Origin of the sequence: Actinoplanes siamensis (assembly GCF_016862395.1) — a bacterium.
In the GTDB taxonomy this organism is placed as follows: domain Bacteria; phylum Actinomycetota; class Actinomycetes; order Mycobacteriales; family Micromonosporaceae; genus Actinoplanes; species Actinoplanes siamensis.
The window spans coordinates 1-20,046 of sequence record NZ_BOMW01000097.1 but is presented as its reverse complement, the minus strand read 5'-3'; the positions used below and the strand labels follow the sequence as shown (position 1 = coordinate 20,046).

Below are 20,046 nucleotides of genomic sequence, written 5' to 3'. Positions count from 1 at the left end.
CTCTACGTTACTCGGCCCGTCCGGCGTTGTCAACCGGTTAATCCCGGTTGGTGCCGATCTGACCTAGTACGGCCACCCTGAAGCGAGCCCACGACGATGCCGCGGTCTCGTGATCAGAGGATTTGGCAGGACGGCCGCTGCGGATCTCTCCGCGAGCACGCCCGTTTCCCTGCCGGCCCGAAGAACATTACCCGCTGGTTTCCGGCTCCTCCAAACCGGGGTCCAGTGTCCCGCGTCCCCCGAGGTCAGCGCAGCCAAACCAGGAAAGACGCGGAACTTCGGAAGCGGCGTCAGGCAAGTGGCTTCAGTGCCTCGCCCAGCCCCCGGTGGAAAGTCGGGTACGCCCAGATCTGGCTGAGCAGGGTCGACACCGGCACCTCGGCGTGCACGGCGACGGCCACCGCCCCGATCATCTCGCCGCCAGCCTGCCCGGCAGTGGTCCCGCCGACCAGCACCCCGCGATCGTGATCCGCCACCAGCTTGAGGAACCCCTCGTTGCCCGGCCCGTGGATGAACCCCCGGGAGGTCTGGTTCAACGGCACGTAGCCGACCCGCACGTTCAGCCCCGCGGCCCGGGCCTGCTGCTCGGTCATGCCGACCGCGCCGATCTCCGGGTCCAGGAAGGTGACCCGGGGCCGGGCGCGGTAGTCCGCCCCCGGCCCGCCCTGCCCGAGGATGTCCCGCACCGCGATGTCCGCCTCGTACATCGCCATGTGGGTGAAGGCGCCGTTCCCCGTGACGTCGCCGACCGCCCAGATCCCGTCGCCGGCACGCATCCGCTCGTCGGTGGCGAGAAAGCGGGCGGACGGGTCCAGCCCCACGTTCTCCAGCCCGAGCGAGCCGAGCCGGGCCGCCCGCCCGGTGGCGACGAGCAGTTCGTCCCCGGTCAGCTCGGTCCCGTCGGTGAGGGTCACCCGGAACGAGCCGTCGTGCGCGACGTCGCGCGCCCGGACCCCGGTGAGCACGCGGACGCCGTCGGCGGCCAGGGCTGCCCCGGCCACCTGGGACGACTCCGGCTCCTCCATCGCGAGCAGCCGGGGCGACCCCTCGATCACTGTCACCTCGACACCGAACCGGGCGTACGCCTGGGCCAGTTCGCAACCGATCGCGCCGCCGCCGAGCACCAGCAGCGACCGCGGCAGCGTGGCGGCTTCGACCGCGTCCCGGTTCGTCCAGTACGGCGTACCCGCAAGTCCTTCGACGGGCGGGATCACCGCGACCGTCCCGGTGGCGACGACCACCCCGCGGCCCGCCTGGAATTCCTGGTCGCCGACCCGCACCCGGCCGGGGCCGGTGATCCTCGCCGTGCCCCGCACGAACGTCCCGCCCTTGCCGGTGAGCCGGTCCACGGCGACCTTGTCGTTCCAGTTGTCGGTGGCCTGGTCCCGGATCTTCTTCGCCACCGGCGCCCAGTCGGCCTCCACTGTGGACGTTCCGGCGAGGCCGGGAATCCGGCGGGCCTCGGCCAGGGCGTTCCCGGCCCGGACCATGATCTTGGTGGGGATACAGCCCCAGTACGGGCACTCGCCGCCGACCAGCCGTTCTTCGACACCGACCACGTTCAGCCCGGCCGCGGCCAGACGACCGGCGACCTCCTCACCGCCGACACCGAGCCCGACGACCACCACGTCCACTTGCCGTGTTTCAGCCATGGGGTCAGCTAAGCAGAATCCCGGGCGGAAGAGGCCGAGCGTTCTCTCAGGTGTCCGGCGCCGCCGCCGATCCTGAACCCACGCGGAAGCGGAACACCGAGGAACGGGCGGTCATGAGGGGGCGGTGGCGGGCGCCGGACGGCGTTCGCCATCCTCATGGCCGCCTTCCCCGCAACCTCCCGGGAGCGCTCCCAAGTCATCGTTTCGCGGTTCGGCGCGTCGGGTAAACCGGGCGGGGTCCACCGGTGAGGACGTTTGACGGACGCAACCAGCCGGTGGACCCCTGCTCTCAGTCCCGCAGCCAGACCGCCTCGTCCCGCTGCGACTCCAGCGGACCGGGATAGTGGAGACCGCGGCGGACCGGCTCGGGAAGACGCCACGGCTGGTGCACCGCCACGCCGTCGACGCCTCTGAGCTCCGGTACGTAGCGACGAACGTACACGCCCTCCGGATCGAACCGCTGAGCCTGCCGGATCGGGTTGAACCTGCGGTACGGACGTGTGTCGTTCCCGGTTCCGGCGGTCCACTGCCAGTTGCCGGAGTTGTTCGGCACGTCACCGTCGATCAGCCAGCGGAAGAACCACTTCAGCCCGGCCCGCCAGTCGATGCCCAGATGCTTGGTCAGGAAGGCCGCGGTGATCAGCCGGGCCCGGTTGTGCATCCATCCCTCGGCGCGCAGCTGGCGCATCCCGGCGTCCACGATCGGCACGCCGGTCAGCCCGTCCTGCCAGTGCCGCAACGCGTCGTCGTCGTAGCGCCAGCCGGTGTCGGCCGCCGGACGCATGGCCACCGTGGAGATCCCCGGGAACGCCGCGGTCACCTGGTAGTAGAAGTCGCGCCAGGCGAGTTGCCGCAGGTAAGCGTGTGCGCCCGGGGAGTCGTCGGACTTTGCCGCGACCGCGACCTCCAGGGGCGAGAGGCAGCCGAACCGCAGATCGGCGCTCAACCGGCTGGTGTGGTCCGCGGCCAGGTTGTCGTGCTCCTCGTCGTACCGCGACATCCGCAGCGACCAGTCGCGAAGCCGGCGGCGAGCCTCGGTCTCCCCGCCGGGCAGCGCGCCGGGCGAGTCGCCGGCGGGCGTCTCGGGCAGGTTGCCCGGCGCGATGCCGGCCGGCATCGCGATCTTCCCCGGGGTTGCGGCGGGGGCGCGCCACGCGGCCCGCTCCCAGGCTTTGAAGTACGGCGTGAACACCCGGTACGAATCGGCGCCGCCACCCGGCCGCACCGCTCCGGGCGGCAGCACCGTCACTCCCGGGGTGACCCGCACCGGCAACCGCTCGTCGCGGAGCCGCCGCTCCCGCCGTTGTGCGTAATCGGTCACGTCCCCGGCCACCACGACCGCCGAGGCGTCCACCTCCCGGGCCAGCCGCACCGTCTCGGCGGCCGGGTCCCCCTCGCGGACCACCAGGTCGGCGCCCCGCTCCCGGAGGTTTCCGCGCAGGTCGGCGAGGCTCTGGTGCAGGAAGCGCTGCCGGTTCGGGGAGAGCCCGGCCAGGCGCGGGTCGAGCACGAACAGCGGGACGACCTCACCCGGGCCGCTGAGCAGCGGATTGTCGTGGATCCGCAGGTCCCGGGTGAACAGCGCGATCCGGGCGCCCATCTCAGGCCGCCGGTCGGACCGGGGTGCCGGGCCGGGTGAGCAGGCTGCGGACGGCGACCGCGGCCCGGCGGCGGTGGGGCACCGTGGCCCGGCGGACGAAGACGTCGTGGCCGGCCGCCTCGATCTCGTCGAGGATGCCGCCGTAGAGCTGGAAGGCGGTACGCATGCAGGCCTGCGAGGCCGGTTCGAGCATCGGGATACCGGGCGCCGCGGCCACGTAGTGCTCGCGGGCCCGAGCCACCTCGGCCTTGATCAGCGCGCGGATCGCCGGTGTGGCCACCCCGGCGCGCAGGTCCTCGACCGTCACGCCGAACTCGTCGAGATGTTCCGCGGGCAGGTACACCCGGCCCCGGGCGAGGTCCTCGGCGACGTCCCGGATGAAGTTGGTGAGCTGGAAGGCGAAGCCGAGCTGGCGGGCCGGCTCGCGGGCGGCGGCCGGGTCGGACGAGCCGAGTATCGGCAGCATCATCGTGCCGATCACCGCTGCCGAGCCCTCCATGTATCCGAGTAGATCTTCGTAGGTCGGGTAGCCGGTGACGGTGAGATCCATCTCCATGCTGCGCAGGAACTTCTCGAAGTCCTCCGGGTCCAGCCCGAAGACCGCGATGGTGTGCAGCACGGCCGGCAGCAACGGGTCCTCGACCGGTTCGCCCCGCAGGCCGGCCAGGAAGCCGGTCGACCAGGCGTGCAGTTCGGCGGCGCGCCGGGTGGGCGGCAGGGATTCGGTCCGATCGACGATCTCGTCCGCGAATCGGGTGAATCCATACAGAGCGTGCACGTGACGCCGTTTCCAGGCAGGTAGCAACCGAGTCGCCAGGTAATACGTGCGCCCATGCTCGCGATGCAGTTCACGGCACCGCGCATAGGCGGCGGCCAGATCGGTTTCCATCCCGGTCCTCCCGGTAATCGACGCACGAATCGACGCAGGTTCCGAAAGTTAGGGTACGGTACTGAACGTGGCCAATGACACCCTCACGGGAAATCGCGTGACCGCGATACCCCGTCAGCCGGTCTCGCACGCCGGCCTGATCAACGCCGTCGAGGGGACGCTTGCCGACTTCCTCGCCTCCCAGATAGCCGCGCTGGACGCGGTCGACCCCTCCCTCGGCGGATTCGCCCGAACCGCCCGTGACCTGGTCCTGGCCGGCGGAAAGCGGCTCCGGCCGACGTTCGCCTACTGGGGGTGGCGGGGCGTCGCCGGGCCCGCCGCCGACTCCGAGCCGCTGCTGCCGGCACTCGGCGCGCTGGAGCTGATGCACACCTTCGCCCTGGTCCACGACGACCTGATGGACGACTCGGCGACCCGGCGCGGCCGTCCGACCGCTCACCGGATCTTCGCGGGCCAGCACGGCGCCCGCTTCGGCTCCTCGGCCGCGGTGCTGGTCGGCGACCTCTGCCTGGTCTGGGCGGACCAGTTGCTGGCGCGCACCCCGATGCCGCCGGCCACCCTGCTCGAGGTGCGCGCGCGGTACGACCGGATGCGCGTCGAGGCGGTCGCCGGGCAGTACCTGGACGTGCTCGGCGAGACCGATCCGCGGTCCTGGTCGGTGGAGCGCGCGCTGCTGGTGGCCCGGCACAAGACGGCCAGCTACACCGTGCAGTGGCCGCTCGACTTCGGGCTCGCGCTGGCCGCCGCCGACGAGCCCGAGGTGGCCGAGGCCTACCGGGTCTACGGCATCACCATCGGGGAGGCCTTCCAGCTGCGCGACGACCTGCTGGGCGTCTACGGCGACCCGGCGGTGACCGGCAAACCGGCCGGTGACGACCTGCGCACCGGCAAGCCCACCGCGCTGCTCATGCTGGCCCGGCAGATGGCCACCCCGGCGCAGCTCTCCGAACTGGACGGTGCCGGGATCGACCGCAAGGCACAGGTCGTCGCGGAGACCGGCGCGCCCACCCGGATCGAGGAGATGATCCGGACCCGGGTCGCCGAAGGGCTCACCGCCGTGACGTCCGCCCCTATCGACCCCGAGGCCCGGGGCGTGCTGATCGAGCTCGCCACCGTGGCGACCCAGCGCCCGGCATGATGAAACCCCCCTCGAACACCCCCTGGAGCCGCGGCGTGCGCACTGTCACCGGACCCACCGATCGCGTTGTCATAGTCGGCGCCGGACTGGCCGGCCTCTCCTGTGCCCTGCACCTGGCCGCGGCCGGGCGCGAGGTCACAGTCGTCGAGCGGGAGCCGGTGCCGGGCGGCCGCGCCGGGCGCCTCTCGGTCGGCGGCTTCGACTTCGACACCGGCCCCACCGTGCTGACCATGCCGGAGCTGATCGCCGCGCCCCTGGAGGCGGTCGGCGAGAAGCTCTCCGACTGGCTGGAGCTGACGCCGCTGGACCCGGCGTACCGGGCGTACTACCCGGACGGCTCCACCTTGGACGTGCGCACCGACACCACCCGGATGGCTGCCGAGATCGCCCAGGTCTGCGGCCCCCGGGAGGCCGACGGCTACCTGCGCTTCGTCGACTTCACCCGGCGGCTCTGGCAGCTGGAGCGGGACCACTTCATCGACCGGAACCTGGACACCCCGGCCGACCTGATGAACCTCAACCTGCTGAAGCTGCTCGGGATGGGCGCGTTCCGCCGGCTGCAGCCGAAGATCAACGAATACTTCCGCGATCCGCGGACCCAGCGGATCTTCTCCTTCCAGGCGATGTACGCCGGGCTCGCCCCGCACGACGCGCTCGCCATCTACGCCGTGATCGCCTACCTCGACTCGGTCGCCGGGGTTTACTACCCGAGGGGCGGCATGCACGCGGTGCCCAAGGCGCTGGCCGGGGCCGCCGAGAAGCACGGAGTTACGTTCCGTTACGACACGACGGTCGAGCGGGTGCTCACCCGCAACGGCCGGGCGACCGGCGTGCGGACCGCCGGCGGGGAGGTCATTCCGGCGGACACCGTCGTACTCAATCCGGACCTGCCGATCGCCTACCGCGACCTGCTTCCTCCTCGCAAGCCTCGCCGCCTGCGATATTCGCCGTCCTGTGTGGTTCTGCACATCGGTTCCAGACAGACCTACTCGAAGATCGCACACCACAACATCCACTTTGGTACGACCTGGCGGCGCACCTTCGACGAGGTGATCAACCGCGGTCTGCTGATGAGCGACCCGTCACTGCTGGTCACCAACCCGACCCACACCGATCCGTCCGCGGCGCCCGCCGGCAAGCACACTTACTACGTGCTCGCCCCCACCCCGAACCTCGAGGCCGGCCCGATGAACTGGCGCGGCGGCCTGGCCGAGCGCTACGCCGACGAGCTGCTGCGGACGCTGGAGCGGCGGGGATACGTCGGCTTCCGGGACGGTGTCGAGGTGGAGCGGATCATCACCCCGGCCGACTGGGCCGACGACGGGATGGCGGCCGGCACCCCGTTCGCCGCCGCCCACTCGTTCGGCCAGACCGGCCCGTTCCGCCCGTCGAACCTGCACCCGACGCTGCCGAACGTGGTCTTCACCGGTTCGGGCACACAACCCGGGGTCGGCGTGCCGATGGTGCTCATCTCCGGGAAGCTGGCCGCGAGCCGGATCACACGGGGGATGTCATGAGCTCTTTCACACGCGAAGATCACCTTGTCGAGCTGGTCGACCCGAGCGGCAGCGCCGTCGGCTCGGCCACGGTCTCCGACGCGCACCGGGAGCCCGGACGGCTCCACCGGGCCTTCTCGGTGTTCCTCCGGGACGCCGAGGGCCGGATCCTGCTGCAGCAGCGGGCCGCCGTGAAGACCCGCTTCCCGCTGCGCTGGGGAAACACCTGCTGCGGCCACCCGGGGCCGGGCGAATCGGTCATGGTGGCGGCCGGGCGGCGTCTTTTCGAGGAGTTGGCGGTACGAGACGTTCCGCTCACCGAGGTCGGCGTCTTCACCTACCGGGCGGCGGATCCGGTCACCGGACGGATCGAGTACGAGTACGACCACGTGCTGCTCGGATCACTTCCGGACGGAGTCGTGCCGCAGCCCGATCCGGACGAGATCGCCGAGCTGCGCTGGGTCTCGCCGCCCGAGTTGCGTGCCGCCCTGGGCGCGACGCCCGAGTCGTACGCCCCCTGGTTGTCCGGGGTGTTCGAAGTGCTCTCCCATCTCACCGATCTCACGGAGTGGCCGGGTGGCCGATGAGGCGCTGACCGCCGGAGCCGCCGCCCGCCGGCTCGGTGTGGCGGTCACCACCCTGCGCACCTGGCACCAGCGGTACGGCCTCGGGCCGAGCCGGCACGAATCCGGGCACCACCGGCGGTACACCGCCGACGACATGAGCCGCCTGCAGATCATGCAACGGCTCACCGCGGAAGGGGTGGCGCCGGCCGAGGCGGCCGCCTGGGCCCTGTCCCAGGCGGCCCCGGAACAGCCCGGCCCGCCGGATCCCCGGCCCGCCCGCACCGACCCGGCCCCGGCCGTCCGTGGGCTGACCCGGGCCGCCATGCGGCTGGACGCGCCGGCCATGCGCGACACCCTGTGCACCGCCATCCGGGAGCGCGGCGTGATCGGCGCCTGGACCGACGTGATGGCCCCGGCCCTGATCGTGGTCGGCGAGCGGTACGAGGCCACCCGGCGCTTCGTCGAGGTCGAGCACCTGCTGTCCCGGGCGGTCACCGAGGCGCTGGCCGCTGTCGAGCACGCCGCCGGCATCCCGCGGATCATGCTCGCCGCCGCCGACGAGGAACAGCACACGCTGCCCCTGGAGGCGCTGGCCGCCGCGCTGGCCCAGGCCGGGGTGCCGACGCGGCTGTTCGGCGCCCGGGTGCCGCCACAGGCCCTGCTGGACGCCATCGCGCGCACCGGCCCGGCCGCGGTGGTGCTCTGGTCGCAGCGCCCCGCCACCGGCCTGCCCGCCCAGCTGACCCGGGTCCGCGACGTCCCGCACCCCCCGGTCGTGGTCGCGGCCGCCGGCCCGGGCTGGCCCGAAGACGATCTTCCGCCCGGAATCACCCGCCTCAAGAGCCTCACCGAGGCCGTCGGCCTCCTCTCCGACTTCTGAACCGACCGGTCTCACCGGCCACGCCAACGCCCCCCGACCGCGTCGCCGCCGGCTGACCTGAGACGTTTTCCCTGGTCACAGGCCCGTGAACGAAAAGAGGGATACCGATTTGTAGACCGCTCGGTGGATCACATATGCTTTGCAGGCCTCAACGGGGCGCGGTTGGGGCGAAGGCCACCAAACGTTGCTGATCGAGCATCCAGCACGATGTGCAATGATGGCGGAGTTGCCCTCATCGTCTAGTGGCCTAGGACGCCGCCCTTTCAAGGCGGTAGCACGGGTTCGAATCCCGTTGGGGGTACTGGTAAGGTTAGCGACGCAAAGCGCTGACACACCAGAGCAAGACCAGAAGTAAATAGCAAGGTCCTGTGGAGCAGTTGGAGTGCTCGCCGCCCTGTCAAGGCGGAGGTCGCGGGTTCAAGTCCCGTCAGGACCGCAAAGCACCATGTACGGCCAGGTAGCTCAGTTGGTACGAGCGTCCGACTGAAAATCGGAAGGTCGGCGGTTCGACCCCGCCCCTGGCCACCAGGCTCTTCGCCGGGCACTGAGCACCGTCCACCTGCGGAAACGTACGGTGGACGTTTTGCTTTCCGGCCCTTTTCCTGCACCGGGAAGTTGACCTCTGGTGACCGCGAATCCCCCATGATCGCCATCACAAGTTGCACGTTCGCTGCACGCCGTTCGCGCCTTGCTCCCGACCTCTGACAACCATCGCCTCGGGCATGACAGCCGCCACAATGCGGTGAGGCACCGGCAGACCATGCGCCGGATACTCGGTGGCAAGCCGCGAAGCGGTGCGGCAGCGATCGCCGGAAGCACGGCGGCGCCCAGCCACGGTGATCCCCACCGGAACCATGCTGCGTAGACCTCCAACGCCCGCGACGACCACCAACGTCGACATCGAGACGGCGGAGGCGCACCGGCGCGGCACGCTGGACGCCCTGCGCACCGTGTCCGACGAGGCCCGTCGTCGACCCCGCCGGGTGCCGCATGTTCGGGGCCATCGTCGCTGGGTAAATGCGTATTATGACCACTATTGACGAGGTACTGAGGTACCTCAACGAGCTGGACTATCCGGCGACCAGGGACGAGATCGTCCAGGAGGCCGAACGCGAGGGCGCGCCGATCGAGGTGCTCAAGGCGCTGCGCGGCATGCCGCCCGTCGAGTACCGCAACAAGGACGAGGTGGTCCGCTCGGCGAAGACGGACATCGCCGAGGAGACCCCGGCCGAGAAGGCCGCCAAGGCACGGGACAAGAAGCACCAGCGGGTGGCGGAATACCTGCGCGATACGCCCTGACGCAGCAAGATCCGGATGCGGACTGAGTCCAAGGCGTTAGGGGTGATTGCCGCGTTCGTGCTCGCCGATGACGCGGTGTAGCTGTGGTGGACCGGCCTCGGACCACGTCGCCGCCGGGCCACGATCCGGCCGCGTCCACGCCGTCGACCGGTTCTCACCCGTACCGGATGAAGCACCTGCCTGTTCGCCGATTCGCCGAACAGGTCCGGTGGTCCTTGTTACGTTCGAGGTACCGGTCGGGAGAAGCTTGTGCAAAAGCGTGTCCGATCATCTCGGTACTCCGATCACCGGCGCTGACCATCCGCGAGAACGAAGGGGGCGACGATGGACGAGCGGGCACTCGCCGCGGTGGTGGCGGACCAGGCCGGTCTGGCCAAGGAAGAGGCCGCGGACCTCATCCGCGGCACGCTGGAGGAGGTAGGCAAACAGCTCAGCGGCGGCGAACTCCGCGAGCTCGCGCTCGACCTTCCGGAGGACCTGGCCGGCAACCTCCCCCCGCGGCACGATGGCGGAGCGCATCCGGTGCCGCTGAACGACTTCGTCCGCGCGCTGAGCCGGCGCACGGGCCTCAAGAAAGATGAGGTCACACGCGGTGTCCGGGTGGTGCTGACCACGCTCAGCCAGACGACCGACGGCGCGCACCTGCGGCACGCACTGTCCCAGCTGCCCGCCGAGTACCGTGAGGTGACCAGGACGGCGGCCTGAACAGCGTCACGTCCCGGTCACCCTTCCCTCCTGGCCCTCGCCGCAGCCGTGACGACCACGAGCGTCAGGCACAACACCGCCAAGGCGATCACCAACGGGTTGAGGAAGGCGGGTACCAGGTCGGGACCGCAGGTGGTGTCATGGAGCGGCCACAGGCTCATTGCTCCGTCGGATGACAAGGGGTGCTCATAGCCGAAGGCGTTCCGCGAGACGAGCACGCATCGGTCCTCGGCATCGGTCATCGACAAGGAGGTCGTTCGGGCCAATCCGTATCCGTAGGAGGCGATCGCGGCCATCGCCATCCCGGCGCTCAGCGGCCATCCCCACCGACCCGGCATCGGCGACGCACCCTGTTCGACTTGTCCGCCGGCGAGGCGTACCAACGCCAGAATGACCAGCGCACAGGCTCCCACTGCGATCAACGGCCAGCCCAGCGCCACCAGTACGAGCACGACGTAGAGCGCTGCCATAAGACAGCAACCTAGTCGCAGCCTGCACGTGATCCCAGCCTCGCTGACCCAACAGAGTTCATGACTGCCCAAGTGGCACCGGCATCCAGCCCTTCGGCTCATCGCCAAGATCGAGTGCACCAAATCGGCTAGAAGTGCGCACCACACCACCCCTGGTCGCTTCGGTCGACATTTACGGAGAGGGGTGCGCTCCTGTTGCAGGCCGCGGATGCGCGAAGACGCCCGGCGGAAGATCCGCCGGGCGCTCGCGCCTTGCCCGTGTGCCCCCGTACGGAAAGGAGAGGTGTTCGATTTTCGAGCGCCCCCGCTGCTCGATGAGAAGAGCCTAGGAGCTGGGACATCGGATGTGATCACGGTTTCGTGCCACGCACCGTCCACGCCGGAGCCGCGGATCGTGAGCACGGGAGAAGGGCGCCCGGTGGGCGCCCTTCCCCTGCCGAGGTCAGCTCACTTGAGCGTGGCCAGCCGCGCCTTGATCGCGGCGGTGAACGACGGGGTCTCGCCGGCCTTGACCACCTTCTCCACGCTGTCCAGGAAAACCTTGCCGACGACCACGCCGGTGTCGGCGCCCGTGCCGCCGCCGACCCGGTCGGTGGCCTTGGCGAAGCCCACCGCCTGGTACGTCTTCGGCGCCAGATAGTCGTTGAACAGCACGTCGTTGCCGTCGTCGCCGCGCAGCGTGTCGTCGCCGCGGCCGCCGACGAGGATGTCGTCCCCGGCGCCGCCACCGGCGACGTCCCGGCTGGCCGGGTCGAAGCTGAGCCCCGCGCCGCCGTTGGCGTCGATCGCCTTGTCGTCGCCGACCAGCGCGTCGTTGCCGTATCCGCCGAGCAGCCGGTCGGCGCCCGGGCCGCCGTAGAGCAGGTCGTCGCGGCTGCCGCCGTTGAGGTGGTCGGCGCCGGCGTCGCCGTGGAGCGCGTCGTTGCCCAGCTCGCCGTAGAGCGTGTCGTCGCCGGACCCGCCCCAGGCGCTGTCGTTGCCGTCGCCGGTGCTCAGGTAGTCGTTGCCGCTGCCGCCGACCATGTGGTCCTTGCCGCTCCGGCCGTACAGCTTGTCGGCGCCCGCCCCGCCGTCCACCCAGTCGTTGCCGCCCTCGCCGGACACCGTGTCGTCGCCGCTGTCGCCGAACAGCTCGTCCGCGCCCTGGCCGCCGCGCAGGATGTCCTTGCCCGCCTCGCCGTGGGCGAACATCGGGACCGAGGTCTTGTTCATCGCGGAGTCGTTCGCGTCGCCGAGGAAGACCATCACCGAGTTGACCTTCTTCGGCGTGGTGCAGACCACCTTGGTGCTGTCGCCCTTGACCGCGACGCAGCCCTTGCCGGCCTTGATCGTGATCCGGTCGTCGAGCACGATGCGGCCGCCCGACGCGGTCACCACCAGCGCGTTGTTCACACCCTTGCCGGCGCTGAACTGGACCACCGGGCCGCTTGCGGTAGCCGTGCCGGACGTCGAGGAGGCGGCCTGGGCCGGCGAGAGGAAGAGCGAGGTGCTGGTGGCGACGGCGACCGCGGTGAGACCGATGGCGGCGAGAACCTGGCGGCTGGCGAACATGGCTTGGATACCCCCGTGAGATTTCTGTCGGCGCCCTCGCGCCTCGATGGAAAGATCGTATGGAGCAGAGGGTCATCGTTTGCTCACAGATTCGTGCCACCCGCGGGACGTCCGGGATGGATGGTCGTCCACAGGCGCGGGCGACCCTCTTGAAGCCGGCCGCCGGCTCGATCAGAGTGTTATCCGAGACCCGGCTTGCGAGGAGGCACAGCGTCGTGCAGACCTTCACCAACGAGGCGGAGCAGACGGCCTACAACCTGGCGGAGGCCCTGGCCGACAAGGCGATGTCGCTCATGCGGAACGCCGAGGAGGCCGCCGAGGCCTTCCGCACCGGCCAGATGGCGATGCGCCGCCAGTTCAGGGCGCGCGGACTGTCCGAAGCGGAGGCCGACATCCGGTATGCCGGCACCGCTCAGGCGTCCCGGGCGATCGCCGACAACTCGTTCTTCATGTCCCAGGCGTCGATGTACAACACGGCTGCCGCCACGCAGTACACGAAGGCGCTCTACCTGAAGGACTGAGAAAAACCAAAACCCGATTGCCGGGTACGACCTGAGCACCGGGTGCGCGAACCGGGGCGACGCGATCGGGTCGGCCGGGCCGCTGTCGTGCCGGACCGCCGGCGAAGTCGTCGGTCGTCCCGAGCGGGAGCCGACCGCTCAGGCCGCCCGGTGGCGCAGCGTCGCGACCGTGGACCCGGCCAGCGCGAGCAGGCACTCCGGCAGCTGGCCGTCGGCGATCGCCGCGCCGAACAGCGCCTCCCCGGTGGGGGCGTCCCCGTTGACGTAGGCGCTCACGAATCGGGCCACCCACCGCTTGTCGTACCGGGCGTCGTCGATTCCAGGGAACTCGAGGGTCCAGCCACCGCTGCCGGGCAGCTCCCCGACCATGGTGGCGGCGAGGCACCACGCGACGTCCCAGGCGCCCACCACCCCGTCCCGGGAGACGACCGCGTCGAAGCTGCTGGCCACGGCGTCGCTGTCGCCGGTGAGGGCGCAGGCGAGGATCTGCGTGGCGTCGTCGAACGCGTGCTGTGGTGCTTCGGTCACGATGCAAACCGTACGCGTAACCGTCAAGGAACGCCCATCAACACAACGTGATCATGCGCCACGCAACAGGCAGGTGATACGCGCCGTGCAGACGCGTTCGCCGGCCTCGTCGGTGAGGATCACCTCGTAGGTGGCGACGGCGCGGCCCCGGTGCACCGGAACGGCGACCCCGGTCACCAGTCCGGAGCGGGCCGCCTTGTGGTGGGTGGCGTTGATGTCGACGCCGACCGCGAACGGCCGGTCCACGGTCTGGCCGTGCAGCACCGCGCCGACCGATCCGAGGGTCTCGGCGAGCACGCAGGACGCCCCGCCGTGCAGCAGCCCGTACGGCTGGGTGTTGCCCTCGACAGGCATCGTCCCGACCACCCGCTCGGCCGTCGCCTCGGTGATCGCGATGCCCATCCGCTCGGCGAGCGCACCGCCTCCGTTGCTGGTGAAGAGGTGCTGCGTGCCGTCTTCCGCGATGTCCACGACGGCGTACGTTACCCCGGCCCGCACGCGGGACCAGCGATACCCGTCACAGCGGCCGGACTGACGCTTGCGCCCGCCGGGTATTGATGTGGCGGTTGTGCCCAGTGATCCATCCAGGAGAGTTCCGTTCGGCAGAGAGCGGAACCCCGTCGAAGGAGACGAGATGAGCGAGCCGCAGGAGATCGTCGAGACCCGGGGCGACGACCGCGTCGACCTGATGACCAGCGACGCCAACAACGACGGCAAGGTCGACGTCTGGGTGTCGGACACCGACGGCGACGGCAAGCCGGACCTGTTCCAGTTCGACACCGACGGCGACGGCAAGGTCGATGTGACGATGGTCGACCTGGACGAGGACGGCACCCCGGACACGGTCGTCGACGGCGACGGCGGGCTGCCGCCCGCGGCCGCCTGAGTCAGGCGCCGCCGAGGGCGGACAGGGCGACCCAGAGGACGGCGATCGCCACCGCCGCGGTGCCGACCGCGGAGGCGGTGTGCCGCCAGGAGTGGATCCCCTCGACCGCTTCCGGATGGCCGAGCGCTCGCAGGGTGGCCCGGTGTTCGCGTACCTCGGCCTGGTGCCGATCGGCAAGCTCCGGAGCCCGGCTGAGCTCCACGGCCAGCCGGGCCTGGGCGCGCTGCAACCGGCGTACCGTAGCCCGAGCTTTTCGTCCCGCCCGCTCGGCGGCGTGCCGCCGGGCCGCGGCCCGGCGCGAACCGGAACCGAGCGCCCGCAGCTCGCCCTCGGTGATCACTTCGGGGTCGCCCAGGCCGGCCAGCCGGGCGACGTAGTACTCCGCCTCCCGGTCGTGCGCGCGGCGCACCAGGTGGAGGATCAGCAGCAGCGGTGGCAGGCCCTTGAAGACCAGGACGGCGAGCAACGCGACGGCGCCGTTGCCCAGGCCCTCGCGGAACAGCGGCGAGTTCCACAGCACGTGCGAGGCCCAGGCGCCGGAGAGCGCGAGCCCGGCCATCGTGATCCGGCGGCACCAGCCGCGATCGGTGCCGACCACGAGGTAGCCGATGCCGGCCCCGGCCAGCGCGCCGAACAGGGTGTGGCTCCAGACGCCGGCCAGGAAGCCGCGGACCAGGAACGTGGTGATCACCGGCTGGATCTCGTCGCCCTGCCCGGCCAGCGCGACCGCGCCGATCGCGAAGACGATGTCCTCGACGATCTGGAAGCCCAGTCCGACCAGCGCGCCGTAGACCACACCGTCCAGCACGCTGTTCACCTGGGAGCGGGCGATCAGCACGATGGCCACCACGCCGAGCGTCTTGGCGATCTCCTCGACCGTGGGTCCGGCCAGCGCGGCGCCCCAGTCGGCGGCCAGGCCGGGCGAGCCGAGTTTGGCGATCAGGTTCTCCAGCGCGGTGCTGCCCGGAATGGAGACGCTGGTGGCGACCAGGCCGCCCCAGGCGAACGCGACCGCGAGCAGGCCGGCGGGTTCCCGCTCCAGGAAGTCCAGCTCCTGGACGAACAGCCAGAAGGGCACGGCGAGCAGCGCGAACAGCCCGAGCGCGGTGATCGTGGCGAGCGGGTACGACTCCAGGAACCTGGCCAGGATCTGGGACATCCGCACCGCGCCGGTGGCCAGCAGGGTGACCACCACCCAGAACGCGGGCAGCCGGAGCGGGGTGGCCGGCCGGGGGATCCCGGGGCGCACCGCCTCGCTCATCGCCCGCCCTCGTAGCGCAGCGTCCTGGTGCTCGCGTCGATGGCCGGCAGGGTGTGGTCCAGGTCGAGGCCGGCGCCGCTGACGGTGACCTCGATGGTCAGCCCGTGCGCGACGAACACCGCGTACCGCCCGCCGCGGTCGCCGGCGGTGTAACCACCCTGCAGACCGGCCAGCCCACCGGCGGTGGAGACCGCGAGCTGGGTGCCGGTCACCTGGTACCCGGAGGTGCCGGTGATCCGCTGGCGGAGGCGGACGGCGGCCTGGGTCAGGTCACCGGAGAACGGCTGGACGGCGATCGCGTAGCGCACCCGGCCCAGCCGGAACAGCGCGGTGCCACGGTCCTCGCCCGGCCGGGTGCCCGTGACGTCCAGGGTCGCGCCGGCCGGAGGCACCACGGTGACCCCGGCAGCGACCCGGTACGGCTCGCCGGCCCGTAGCCCTCGCTGAGCCGAGACGCCGCGATCGAGCGCCGGCAGGCCGAAGGAGAGTGCCGCCAGGACGGTGGCCAGAAGGAGCGCGCTGAGCAGTCCGGGTGTGCTGGGGAGATCGGTGAGATGACGCCGCGTGACCGTCCCCATCCGTCCACGCTAACCAGAGCGGCCCGAGATGTCCGGCAATCCGAGCGGGCGACCACAGTGGATGGACGGTCAACCTGGGAGATTACGGATTTGTCCGTTTTTCCGACAGATGCGTCGAGGGTACGACCGAGGTCAACCAGACCCCGTTCTCGCTGCGATGGAAGACGTGCCCGTCGGCCGCCATCGCGCCCGCCGCCACCGCCAGCACCACCACGTCGTCGGATCGGCGCCGGCCCACCCGCAGGGCGGTCGGCACGCACCAGGGACATCCGCCGGCTGAGGCGGACCTGATCACGGGTCAGTTCGGTCAACGGTCCCGCTCCATGACCGCAAGGTAGTACGGCCGATCTTTGCGGTCGACCGCATCGAGATGCCACCCGGTGCCCCGGAGCAGCTCGTCGAGCTCCTCGACGGAGCAGTTCAGGTAGTCGAACCAGTCGCTGGCCACCAGCCGGTAGCGCAACCGCAGCCGCAGCTGCCCGCCGAGCCGCCCCCGGGCGCGGTTGCGCTCGTGGTAGCTCACGTGCACGGGATCCCTGGTGCCGTACGGGTCGGCGCCCTGCGCGACGATCCGCGCGCCCGGGTTCGCCAGCCGGGCCAGCGCCGCCAGGAACACCGGCGCCCGTTCCGGACCCTCCAGCAGGCCCAGGTTGTTGCCGAGCAGCAGGAACGTGTCGTAGCGGGCGGCGGCTCGGGCGTACCCGTCCACGGTGCTCAGCACGGTGTCGCGCAGTCCTCGCCTGCGGGCCACCTCGATCGCGCCGGGCGACGTGTCCAGGCCGGTCACCGCCATACCGCGGCGCTGCAGCTCGAGGGCGATCCGGCCGGCGCCCGCCCCGATGTCCAGCACGTGCCCGCGGCACAGGCGCAGGGCCCGGTGGTCGTGCGGCTGCCAGGCGTCCGGCTCGTCCAGGTAGTGGTCGGCGGGCGCGCCGTTGATCAGGCCGTCGTCCCGCTCGATCACCTCGATCACCGGCCGGGGCAGGCGCCCGCCGGCGAGCGGACGCGGGCCGATGCCGGTCCGTACCGCGTAGGCGTCTCTGATCATCTCGCCGAACGCGTCGCCGATCGCGGGCTGCTCCATGGTCATTACTCTGGTGGCCCGCCCAGCCGGGAGCAACCCGGACACCGGCGATCCGTATCCTCGCCGCCCGCGGCTCGTTGATCTAGGAGACGAAGAAGGGGCGATACGCCTTCCCCAGCGCACGCCCCTTACAACGATCTAGGTCGAACCGGTCAGTCACCCTGACGCTGCGTGGGAATCTGTCCCTGCAGCAGGGCACGAACCTCCGACTCCCGGTAGCGACGGTGGCCACCCAGCGTGCGAATAGCGCTGAGCTTGCCCGCCTTCGCCCACCGGGTGACGGTCTTCGGGTCGACACGGAACATCGACGCCACCTCGGCCGGCGTTAGTAGCGGCTCAGGATCGTGCGTACGCGATGCCATCGGTCACTCCTCCACAGGTACCTAAAAACATCGGCCGGGGTCCCGCCGGCCGGTGCGTCTCTCATGGTCCGGCTAGTCCCCGATGTCCGACATGGGCCGAACGGACGAACGTCCCCAGATAGACGGATGAAGCATGCCCGATTTTTACGTGTTTTCTACGCCAGATAGTGTCTCGTTTACTCCGATTATCACGCTTCGCCTAGCGGCGATCACGAAGAGTGTTCGCCTCGGGAGCGCTTCCATGGGCGGAGAAACTTCCCGTTCTGTCCCGTTTCCGCAGGTCAGTTGCTGCGCTCCAGAAGTTGGACAACCCGCCATCTGGCGACCAGTTTCTCGTAGGCCTCGGTGGCCGCGTCGGCGTCTCCGCGGGACAGCGCCGACAGACCGGCGGCCACCAGTCCGGGGGAATCGTCGGCTGTCAGTTTGTCCTCCGGAAGGAGGTTTACCAGGCCGCCGTAGTCCAGTTCGACCACCGACCGGGGATGGAACTCCTCCAGCCACCGGGTGCCCTCCTCGACCGCCTCGGTGATCGGGGCGTCGCCGAGCGACTTGCGCAGCACCGAGACCGCCCGGTGCGCCCGCCGGCGGGCCTTGGAGATCTCCGTGCGGTAACGCAGCGTGCGCCGCCGGCCGGTCAGCGCGATCTCCCGCTCGTCCAGGTCGACGAAGGCGAACCAGCGCAGCGGCACCCCCCAGGTGGCGATCTGCTCGTGCACCCGGGGCACGCCCTGCTCCAGCACCCGGGCCCCGCTGCGCCAGTCCTCCACGACGGCCTTGGCCTGGCCGGCCAGCACCGGCGGGACGAACGCGTCGGCCAGCACCGCCGGGACGCCGTCCCGGGCGTTCAGCGCCGCCTCGGCGACCCGCAGGCGCAGGTTCCACGGGCAGATCAGCAGGGAGTTGTCCCACTCCAGCACATACGCCTCGTCGGGCAGGTCGGGCAGCCGGGTCCAGCCCGCCCCGAGCGCCTCGAGCACGGCGGTGCGCTGCCGGACCGGGCCCTCGATCGGTCCCAGGTCCCGGCCTTCCTTGGCGTACCGGCGCCAGAAGATCTGCCGCTCCCGGTCGAAGGCGGTCAGGGGCTCGTAGATCCGTAGGTACGACGCGAACAGTGACGGCACGGCGCGATCGTTTCACAAATATGGCCGGGCGGAACTTCCCGCGCGGGCGTAATCGCCGTGCCATTCACACGACTACGCTTCGCGGTGTCCGGCCCACCCCGCCGGAGCCAGGGCCCCACGAAGGCCCACACAGGAGAATCAGGAGAACAAGATGGGTGTGTTCGACACCGACGGCAACGACGCCACCGGGCACGAACAGGTCGTCTTCTGCCAGGACCGGGTCTCCGGTCTGAAAGCGATCATCGGCATCTACTCGACGGCCCTCGGGCCCGCGCTCGGCGGCACCCGCTTCTACCCGTACGAGAGCGAGGAAGCCGCTCTCGCCGACGTCCTCAAGCTGTCCCGCGGGATGGCGTACAAGAACGCGCTCGCCGGCCTGGACCTGGGCGGCGGCAAGGCGGTCATCTGGGGTGACCCGGCCACCGTCAAGACCGAGAGCCTCCTGCGGGCGTACGGCCGATTCGTGGAGAGCCTGAAGGGCCGCTACTACACCGCGTGCGACGTCGGCACCTACGTCCCGGACATGGACGTGATCGCCCGCGAGACGCGCTACGTCACCGGCCGCAGCGTGGAGCACGGCGGCGCCGGGGACTCGTCGGTGCTCACCGCCTGGGGCGTCTTCCAGGGCATGCGCGCGGCCGCCGAGCACACCTGGGGCAGCCCCACCCTGGCCGGCCGCACGGTGGGCGTGGCCGGTCTCGGCAAGGTCGGCAAGTACCTGGTGGGCCACCTGATCCAGGACGGCGCCACCGTGGTGGCCACCGACGTCAATCCAGCCGCCCTGCAGTGGGCCCGCGCGGCCCACCCCGAGGTGCACCTGGTGCCGGACAACGACACCCTGATCAGCTCGGACCTTGACGTCTACGCCCCGTGCGCCCTGGGCGGCGCGCTCAACGACGAGACCGTGCCGGTGCTGCGCGCCAAGGTGGTCACCGGCGCGGCCAACAACCAGCTCGCCCACTCCGGCATCGGCAAGCTGCTGGACGACCGCGGCATCCTCTACACGCCGGACTACGTCGTGAACGCCGGCGGCGTGATCCAGGTGGCCGACGAGATCGAGGGCTTCAACTTCGACCGGGCCAAGCTGCGGGCCACCGGCATCTTCGACACCACCCGGCGCATCCTGCAGCTCGCCGGCGACGAGGGTGTGCCGCCCGCGGTCGCCGCCGACCGGCTGGCCGAGCGCCGCATGGCCGAGGTCGGCCGGCTCCGGGCGATCTACCTCGGTTAGACCGGCGGCGCCGTTCGCGGAGCCGGCCGGGACCGGCCGGCTCCGGGCGGTGCGCTCCGGCCGGACCGGCGACGCCCGTTCACCGAGCCGGCCGGCTCGGGTGATGCAGCCGAGCTGGATCTGGGACGCCCGTTCGGGGGCCGGCCGTGTCCGTCCTCCGTCTGCCGGGTCCGGGCCTGCCCTCCGCCTACCGCGTCCCCGCCGACCGCCTTGCCCGCCGCGTCCCCG

Annotated in this window: 22 protein-coding genes and 3 tRNA genes; 12 read left to right on the top strand and 13 right to left on the bottom strand. The window is 70.8% G+C overall.

Annotated features, from left to right (window positions below; translation table 11 throughout):
- Window positions 1-290: 290 nt before the first annotated feature.
- From Asi03nite_RS36050 to Asi03nite_RS36040, 3 genes are all read right to left on the bottom strand, one after another.
- Complete coding sequence (locus Asi03nite_RS36050) at window positions 291-1,652, bottom strand: dihydrolipoyl dehydrogenase family protein (protein WP_203685000.1); 1,362 nt, start codon at window positions 1,650-1,652, stop codon at window positions 291-293.
- Between the two features lie 289 nt (window positions 1,653-1,941).
- Window positions 1,942-3,252, bottom strand: coding sequence for a cryptochrome/photolyase family protein (locus Asi03nite_RS36045; protein WP_203684999.1), 1,311 nt, complete (start codon window positions 3,250-3,252; stop codon window positions 1,942-1,944).
- A 1-nt stretch (window position 3,253) separates the two neighbouring features.
- The gene (locus Asi03nite_RS36040) at window positions 3,254-4,141 is read right to left on the bottom strand and encodes a phytoene/squalene synthase family protein (protein ID WP_203684998.1); all 888 of its coding nucleotides are present in this window, start codon (window positions 4,139-4,141) and stop codon (window positions 3,254-3,256) included.
- 67 nt (window positions 4,142-4,208) lie between these two features.
- Here Asi03nite_RS36040 and Asi03nite_RS36035 point away from each other — a divergent pair, with 67 nt between their 5' ends.
- The 9 genes from Asi03nite_RS36035 to Asi03nite_RS35995 all read left to right on the top strand — a co-directional run bounded on the left by Asi03nite_RS36035 (window position 4,209) and on the right by Asi03nite_RS35995 (window position 10,225).
- Window positions 4,209-5,279 carry a polyprenyl synthetase family protein gene (locus Asi03nite_RS36035; protein WP_203684997.1) on the top strand — a complete coding sequence of 357 codons (1,071 nt, stop codon included), beginning with the start codon at window positions 4,209-4,211 and terminating at the stop codon, window positions 5,277-5,279.
- 35 nt (window positions 5,280-5,314) lie between these two features.
- Window positions 5,315-6,796, top strand: coding sequence for a phytoene desaturase family protein (gene crtI, locus Asi03nite_RS36030; protein WP_203684996.1), 1,482 nt, complete (start codon window positions 5,315-5,317; stop codon window positions 6,794-6,796).
- Entirely contained in the window at window positions 6,793-7,362 is a 570-nt protein-coding gene (gene idi, locus Asi03nite_RS36025) for an isopentenyl-diphosphate Delta-isomerase (protein ID WP_203684995.1), read from the top strand. The genes crtI and idi overlap by 4 nt, the downstream gene beginning before the upstream one ends.
- Window positions 7,352-8,221 (top strand): MerR family transcriptional regulator, encoded by an 870-nt coding sequence (locus tag Asi03nite_RS36020; protein ID WP_203684994.1) that lies wholly within the window; start codon window positions 7,352-7,354, stop codon window positions 8,219-8,221. The genes idi and Asi03nite_RS36020 overlap by 11 nt, the downstream gene beginning before the upstream one ends.
- A 228-nt stretch (window positions 8,222-8,449) precedes the next feature.
- A tRNA-Glu gene (locus Asi03nite_RS36015) sits at window positions 8,450-8,522 on the top strand.
- A gap of 61 nt (window positions 8,523-8,583) precedes the next feature.
- Window positions 8,584-8,657: transfer RNA gene (locus Asi03nite_RS36010), tRNA-Asp, on the top strand.
- Window positions 8,658-8,672: 15 nt separating this feature from the next.
- Window positions 8,673-8,749, top strand: a tRNA-Phe gene (locus Asi03nite_RS36005).
- Between the two features lie 498 nt (window positions 8,750-9,247).
- On the top strand, window positions 9,248-9,520 hold the full coding sequence (locus Asi03nite_RS36000; RefSeq protein ID WP_203684993.1) for a DUF2795 domain-containing protein: 273 nt from the start codon (window positions 9,248-9,250) through the stop codon (window positions 9,518-9,520).
- 324 nt (window positions 9,521-9,844) lie between these two features.
- Window positions 9,845-10,225 (top strand): DUF2267 domain-containing protein, encoded by a 381-nt coding sequence (locus Asi03nite_RS35995; RefSeq protein ID WP_203684992.1) that lies wholly within the window; start codon window positions 9,845-9,847, stop codon window positions 10,223-10,225.
- 17 nt (window positions 10,226-10,242) lie between these two features.
- Here Asi03nite_RS35995 and Asi03nite_RS35990 read toward each other — a convergent pair whose 3' ends face one another.
- Both Asi03nite_RS35990 and Asi03nite_RS35985 read right to left on the bottom strand, forming a co-directional pair.
- Window positions 10,243-10,695 carry a hypothetical protein gene (locus Asi03nite_RS35990; RefSeq protein WP_203684991.1) on the bottom strand — a complete coding sequence of 151 codons (453 nt, stop codon included), beginning with the start codon at window positions 10,693-10,695 and terminating at the stop codon, window positions 10,243-10,245.
- Window positions 10,696-11,142: 447 nt separating this feature from the next.
- Entirely contained in the window at window positions 11,143-12,246 is a 1,104-nt protein-coding gene (locus Asi03nite_RS35985) for a calcium-binding protein (RefSeq protein ID WP_203684990.1), read from the bottom strand.
- A 215-nt stretch (window positions 12,247-12,461) separates the two neighbouring features.
- Between Asi03nite_RS35985 and Asi03nite_RS35980 the strand changes: the two genes are divergently transcribed.
- On the top strand, window positions 12,462-12,767 hold the full coding sequence (locus tag Asi03nite_RS35980; protein WP_203684989.1) for a hypothetical protein: 306 nt from the start codon (window positions 12,462-12,464) through the stop codon (window positions 12,765-12,767).
- Between the two features lie 138 nt (window positions 12,768-12,905).
- Here Asi03nite_RS35980 and Asi03nite_RS35975 read toward each other — a convergent pair whose 3' ends face one another.
- Both Asi03nite_RS35975 and Asi03nite_RS35970 read right to left on the bottom strand, forming a co-directional pair.
- The gene (locus Asi03nite_RS35975; protein ID WP_203684988.1) at window positions 12,906-13,295 is read right to left on the bottom strand and encodes a hypothetical protein; all 390 of its coding nucleotides are present in this window, start codon (window positions 13,293-13,295) and stop codon (window positions 12,906-12,908) included.
- A gap of 51 nt (window positions 13,296-13,346) precedes the next feature.
- On the bottom strand, window positions 13,347-13,697 hold the full coding sequence (locus Asi03nite_RS35970) for a hotdog fold thioesterase (protein WP_203685002.1): 351 nt from the start codon (window positions 13,695-13,697) through the stop codon (window positions 13,347-13,349).
- 232 nt (window positions 13,698-13,929) lie between these two features.
- Here Asi03nite_RS35970 and Asi03nite_RS35965 point away from each other — a divergent pair, with 232 nt between their 5' ends.
- On the top strand, window positions 13,930-14,181 hold the full coding sequence (locus tag Asi03nite_RS35965; RefSeq protein WP_203684987.1) for a hypothetical protein: 252 nt from the start codon (window positions 13,930-13,932) through the stop codon (window positions 14,179-14,181).
- 1 nt (window position 14,182) lies between these two features.
- Here the strand turns inward: Asi03nite_RS35965 and Asi03nite_RS35960 are convergent, their stop codons facing one another.
- From Asi03nite_RS35960 to Asi03nite_RS35935, 6 genes are all read right to left on the bottom strand, one after another.
- A complete protein-coding gene (locus Asi03nite_RS35960; protein ID WP_203684986.1) occupies window positions 14,183-15,442 on the bottom strand; it encodes a PrsW family intramembrane metalloprotease in 1,260 nt (419 codons plus the stop codon).
- Entirely contained in the window at window positions 15,439-16,020 is a 582-nt protein-coding gene (locus Asi03nite_RS35955; RefSeq protein WP_203684985.1) for a hypothetical protein, read from the bottom strand. Before Asi03nite_RS35955 ends, Asi03nite_RS35960 begins: the two co-directional genes overlap by 4 nt.
- Before the next feature lie 82 nt (window positions 16,021-16,102).
- Entirely contained in the window at window positions 16,103-16,276 is a 174-nt protein-coding gene (locus Asi03nite_RS35950; protein ID WP_373872218.1) for an RNA 2'-phosphotransferase, read from the bottom strand.
- Window positions 16,277-16,327: 51 nt separating this feature from the next.
- Complete coding sequence (locus Asi03nite_RS35945; RefSeq protein WP_373872217.1) at window positions 16,328-17,104, bottom strand: class I SAM-dependent methyltransferase; 777 nt, start codon at window positions 17,102-17,104, stop codon at window positions 16,328-16,330.
- A 152-nt stretch (window positions 17,105-17,256) separates the two neighbouring features.
- The gene (locus Asi03nite_RS35940; RefSeq protein WP_014687221.1) at window positions 17,257-17,466 is read right to left on the bottom strand and encodes a BldC family transcriptional regulator; all 210 of its coding nucleotides are present in this window, start codon (window positions 17,464-17,466) and stop codon (window positions 17,257-17,259) included.
- Between the two features lie 281 nt (window positions 17,467-17,747).
- Complete coding sequence (locus Asi03nite_RS35935; protein ID WP_203684984.1) at window positions 17,748-18,587, bottom strand: DUF8083 family protein; 840 nt, start codon at window positions 18,585-18,587, stop codon at window positions 17,748-17,750.
- Between the two features lie 151 nt (window positions 18,588-18,738).
- Between Asi03nite_RS35935 and Asi03nite_RS35930 the strand changes: the two genes are divergently transcribed.
- A complete protein-coding gene (locus tag Asi03nite_RS35930; RefSeq protein ID WP_203684983.1) occupies window positions 18,739-19,818 on the top strand; it encodes a Glu/Leu/Phe/Val family dehydrogenase in 1,080 nt (359 codons plus the stop codon).
- Window positions 19,819-20,046 lie beyond the last annotated feature (228 nt).

Coding starts and splice junctions, on each gene's coding strand:
- Asi03nite_RS36050 (WP_203685000.1), bottom strand. CDS start 1,652: ATGGCTGAAACACGGCAAGTGGACGTGGTGGTCGTCGGGCTCGGTGTC.
- Asi03nite_RS36045 (WP_203684999.1), bottom strand. CDS start 3,252: ATGGGCGCCCGGATCGCGCTGTTCACCCGGGACCTGCGGATCCACGAC.
- Asi03nite_RS36040 (WP_203684998.1), bottom strand. CDS start 4,141: ATGGAAACCGATCTGGCCGCCGCCTATGCGCGGTGCCGTGAACTGCAT.
- idi (WP_203684995.1), top strand. CDS start 6,793: ATGAGCTCTTTCACACGCGAAGATCACCTTGTCGAGCTGGTCGACCCG.
- Asi03nite_RS36000 (WP_203684993.1), top strand. CDS start 9,248: ATGACCACTATTGACGAGGTACTGAGGTACCTCAACGAGCTGGACTAT.
- Asi03nite_RS35995 (WP_203684992.1), top strand. CDS start 9,845: ATGGACGAGCGGGCACTCGCCGCGGTGGTGGCGGACCAGGCCGGTCTG.
- Asi03nite_RS35990 (WP_203684991.1), bottom strand. CDS start 10,695: ATGGCAGCGCTCTACGTCGTGCTCGTACTGGTGGCGCTGGGCTGGCCG.
- Asi03nite_RS35985 (WP_203684990.1), bottom strand. CDS start 12,246: ATGTTCGCCAGCCGCCAGGTTCTCGCCGCCATCGGTCTCACCGCGGTC.
- Asi03nite_RS35970 (WP_203685002.1), bottom strand. CDS start 13,697: ATGGGCATCGCGATCACCGAGGCGACGGCCGAGCGGGTGGTCGGGACG.
- Asi03nite_RS35965 (WP_203684987.1), top strand. CDS start 13,930: ATGAGCGAGCCGCAGGAGATCGTCGAGACCCGGGGCGACGACCGCGTC.
- Asi03nite_RS35960 (WP_203684986.1), bottom strand. CDS start 15,442: ATGAGCGAGGCGGTGCGCCCCGGGATCCCCCGGCCGGCCACCCCGCTC.
- Asi03nite_RS35955 (WP_203684985.1), bottom strand. CDS start 16,020: ATGGGGACGGTCACGCGGCGTCATCTCACCGATCTCCCCAGCACACCC.
- Asi03nite_RS35945 (WP_373872217.1), bottom strand. CDS start 17,104: ATGGAGCAGCCCGCGATCGGCGACGCGTTCGGCGAGATGATCAGAGAC.
- Asi03nite_RS35940 (WP_014687221.1), bottom strand. CDS start 17,466: ATGGCATCGCGTACGCACGATCCTGAGCCGCTACTAACGCCGGCCGAG.
- Asi03nite_RS35930 (WP_203684983.1), top strand. CDS start 18,739: ATGGGTGTGTTCGACACCGACGGCAACGACGCCACCGGGCACGAACAG.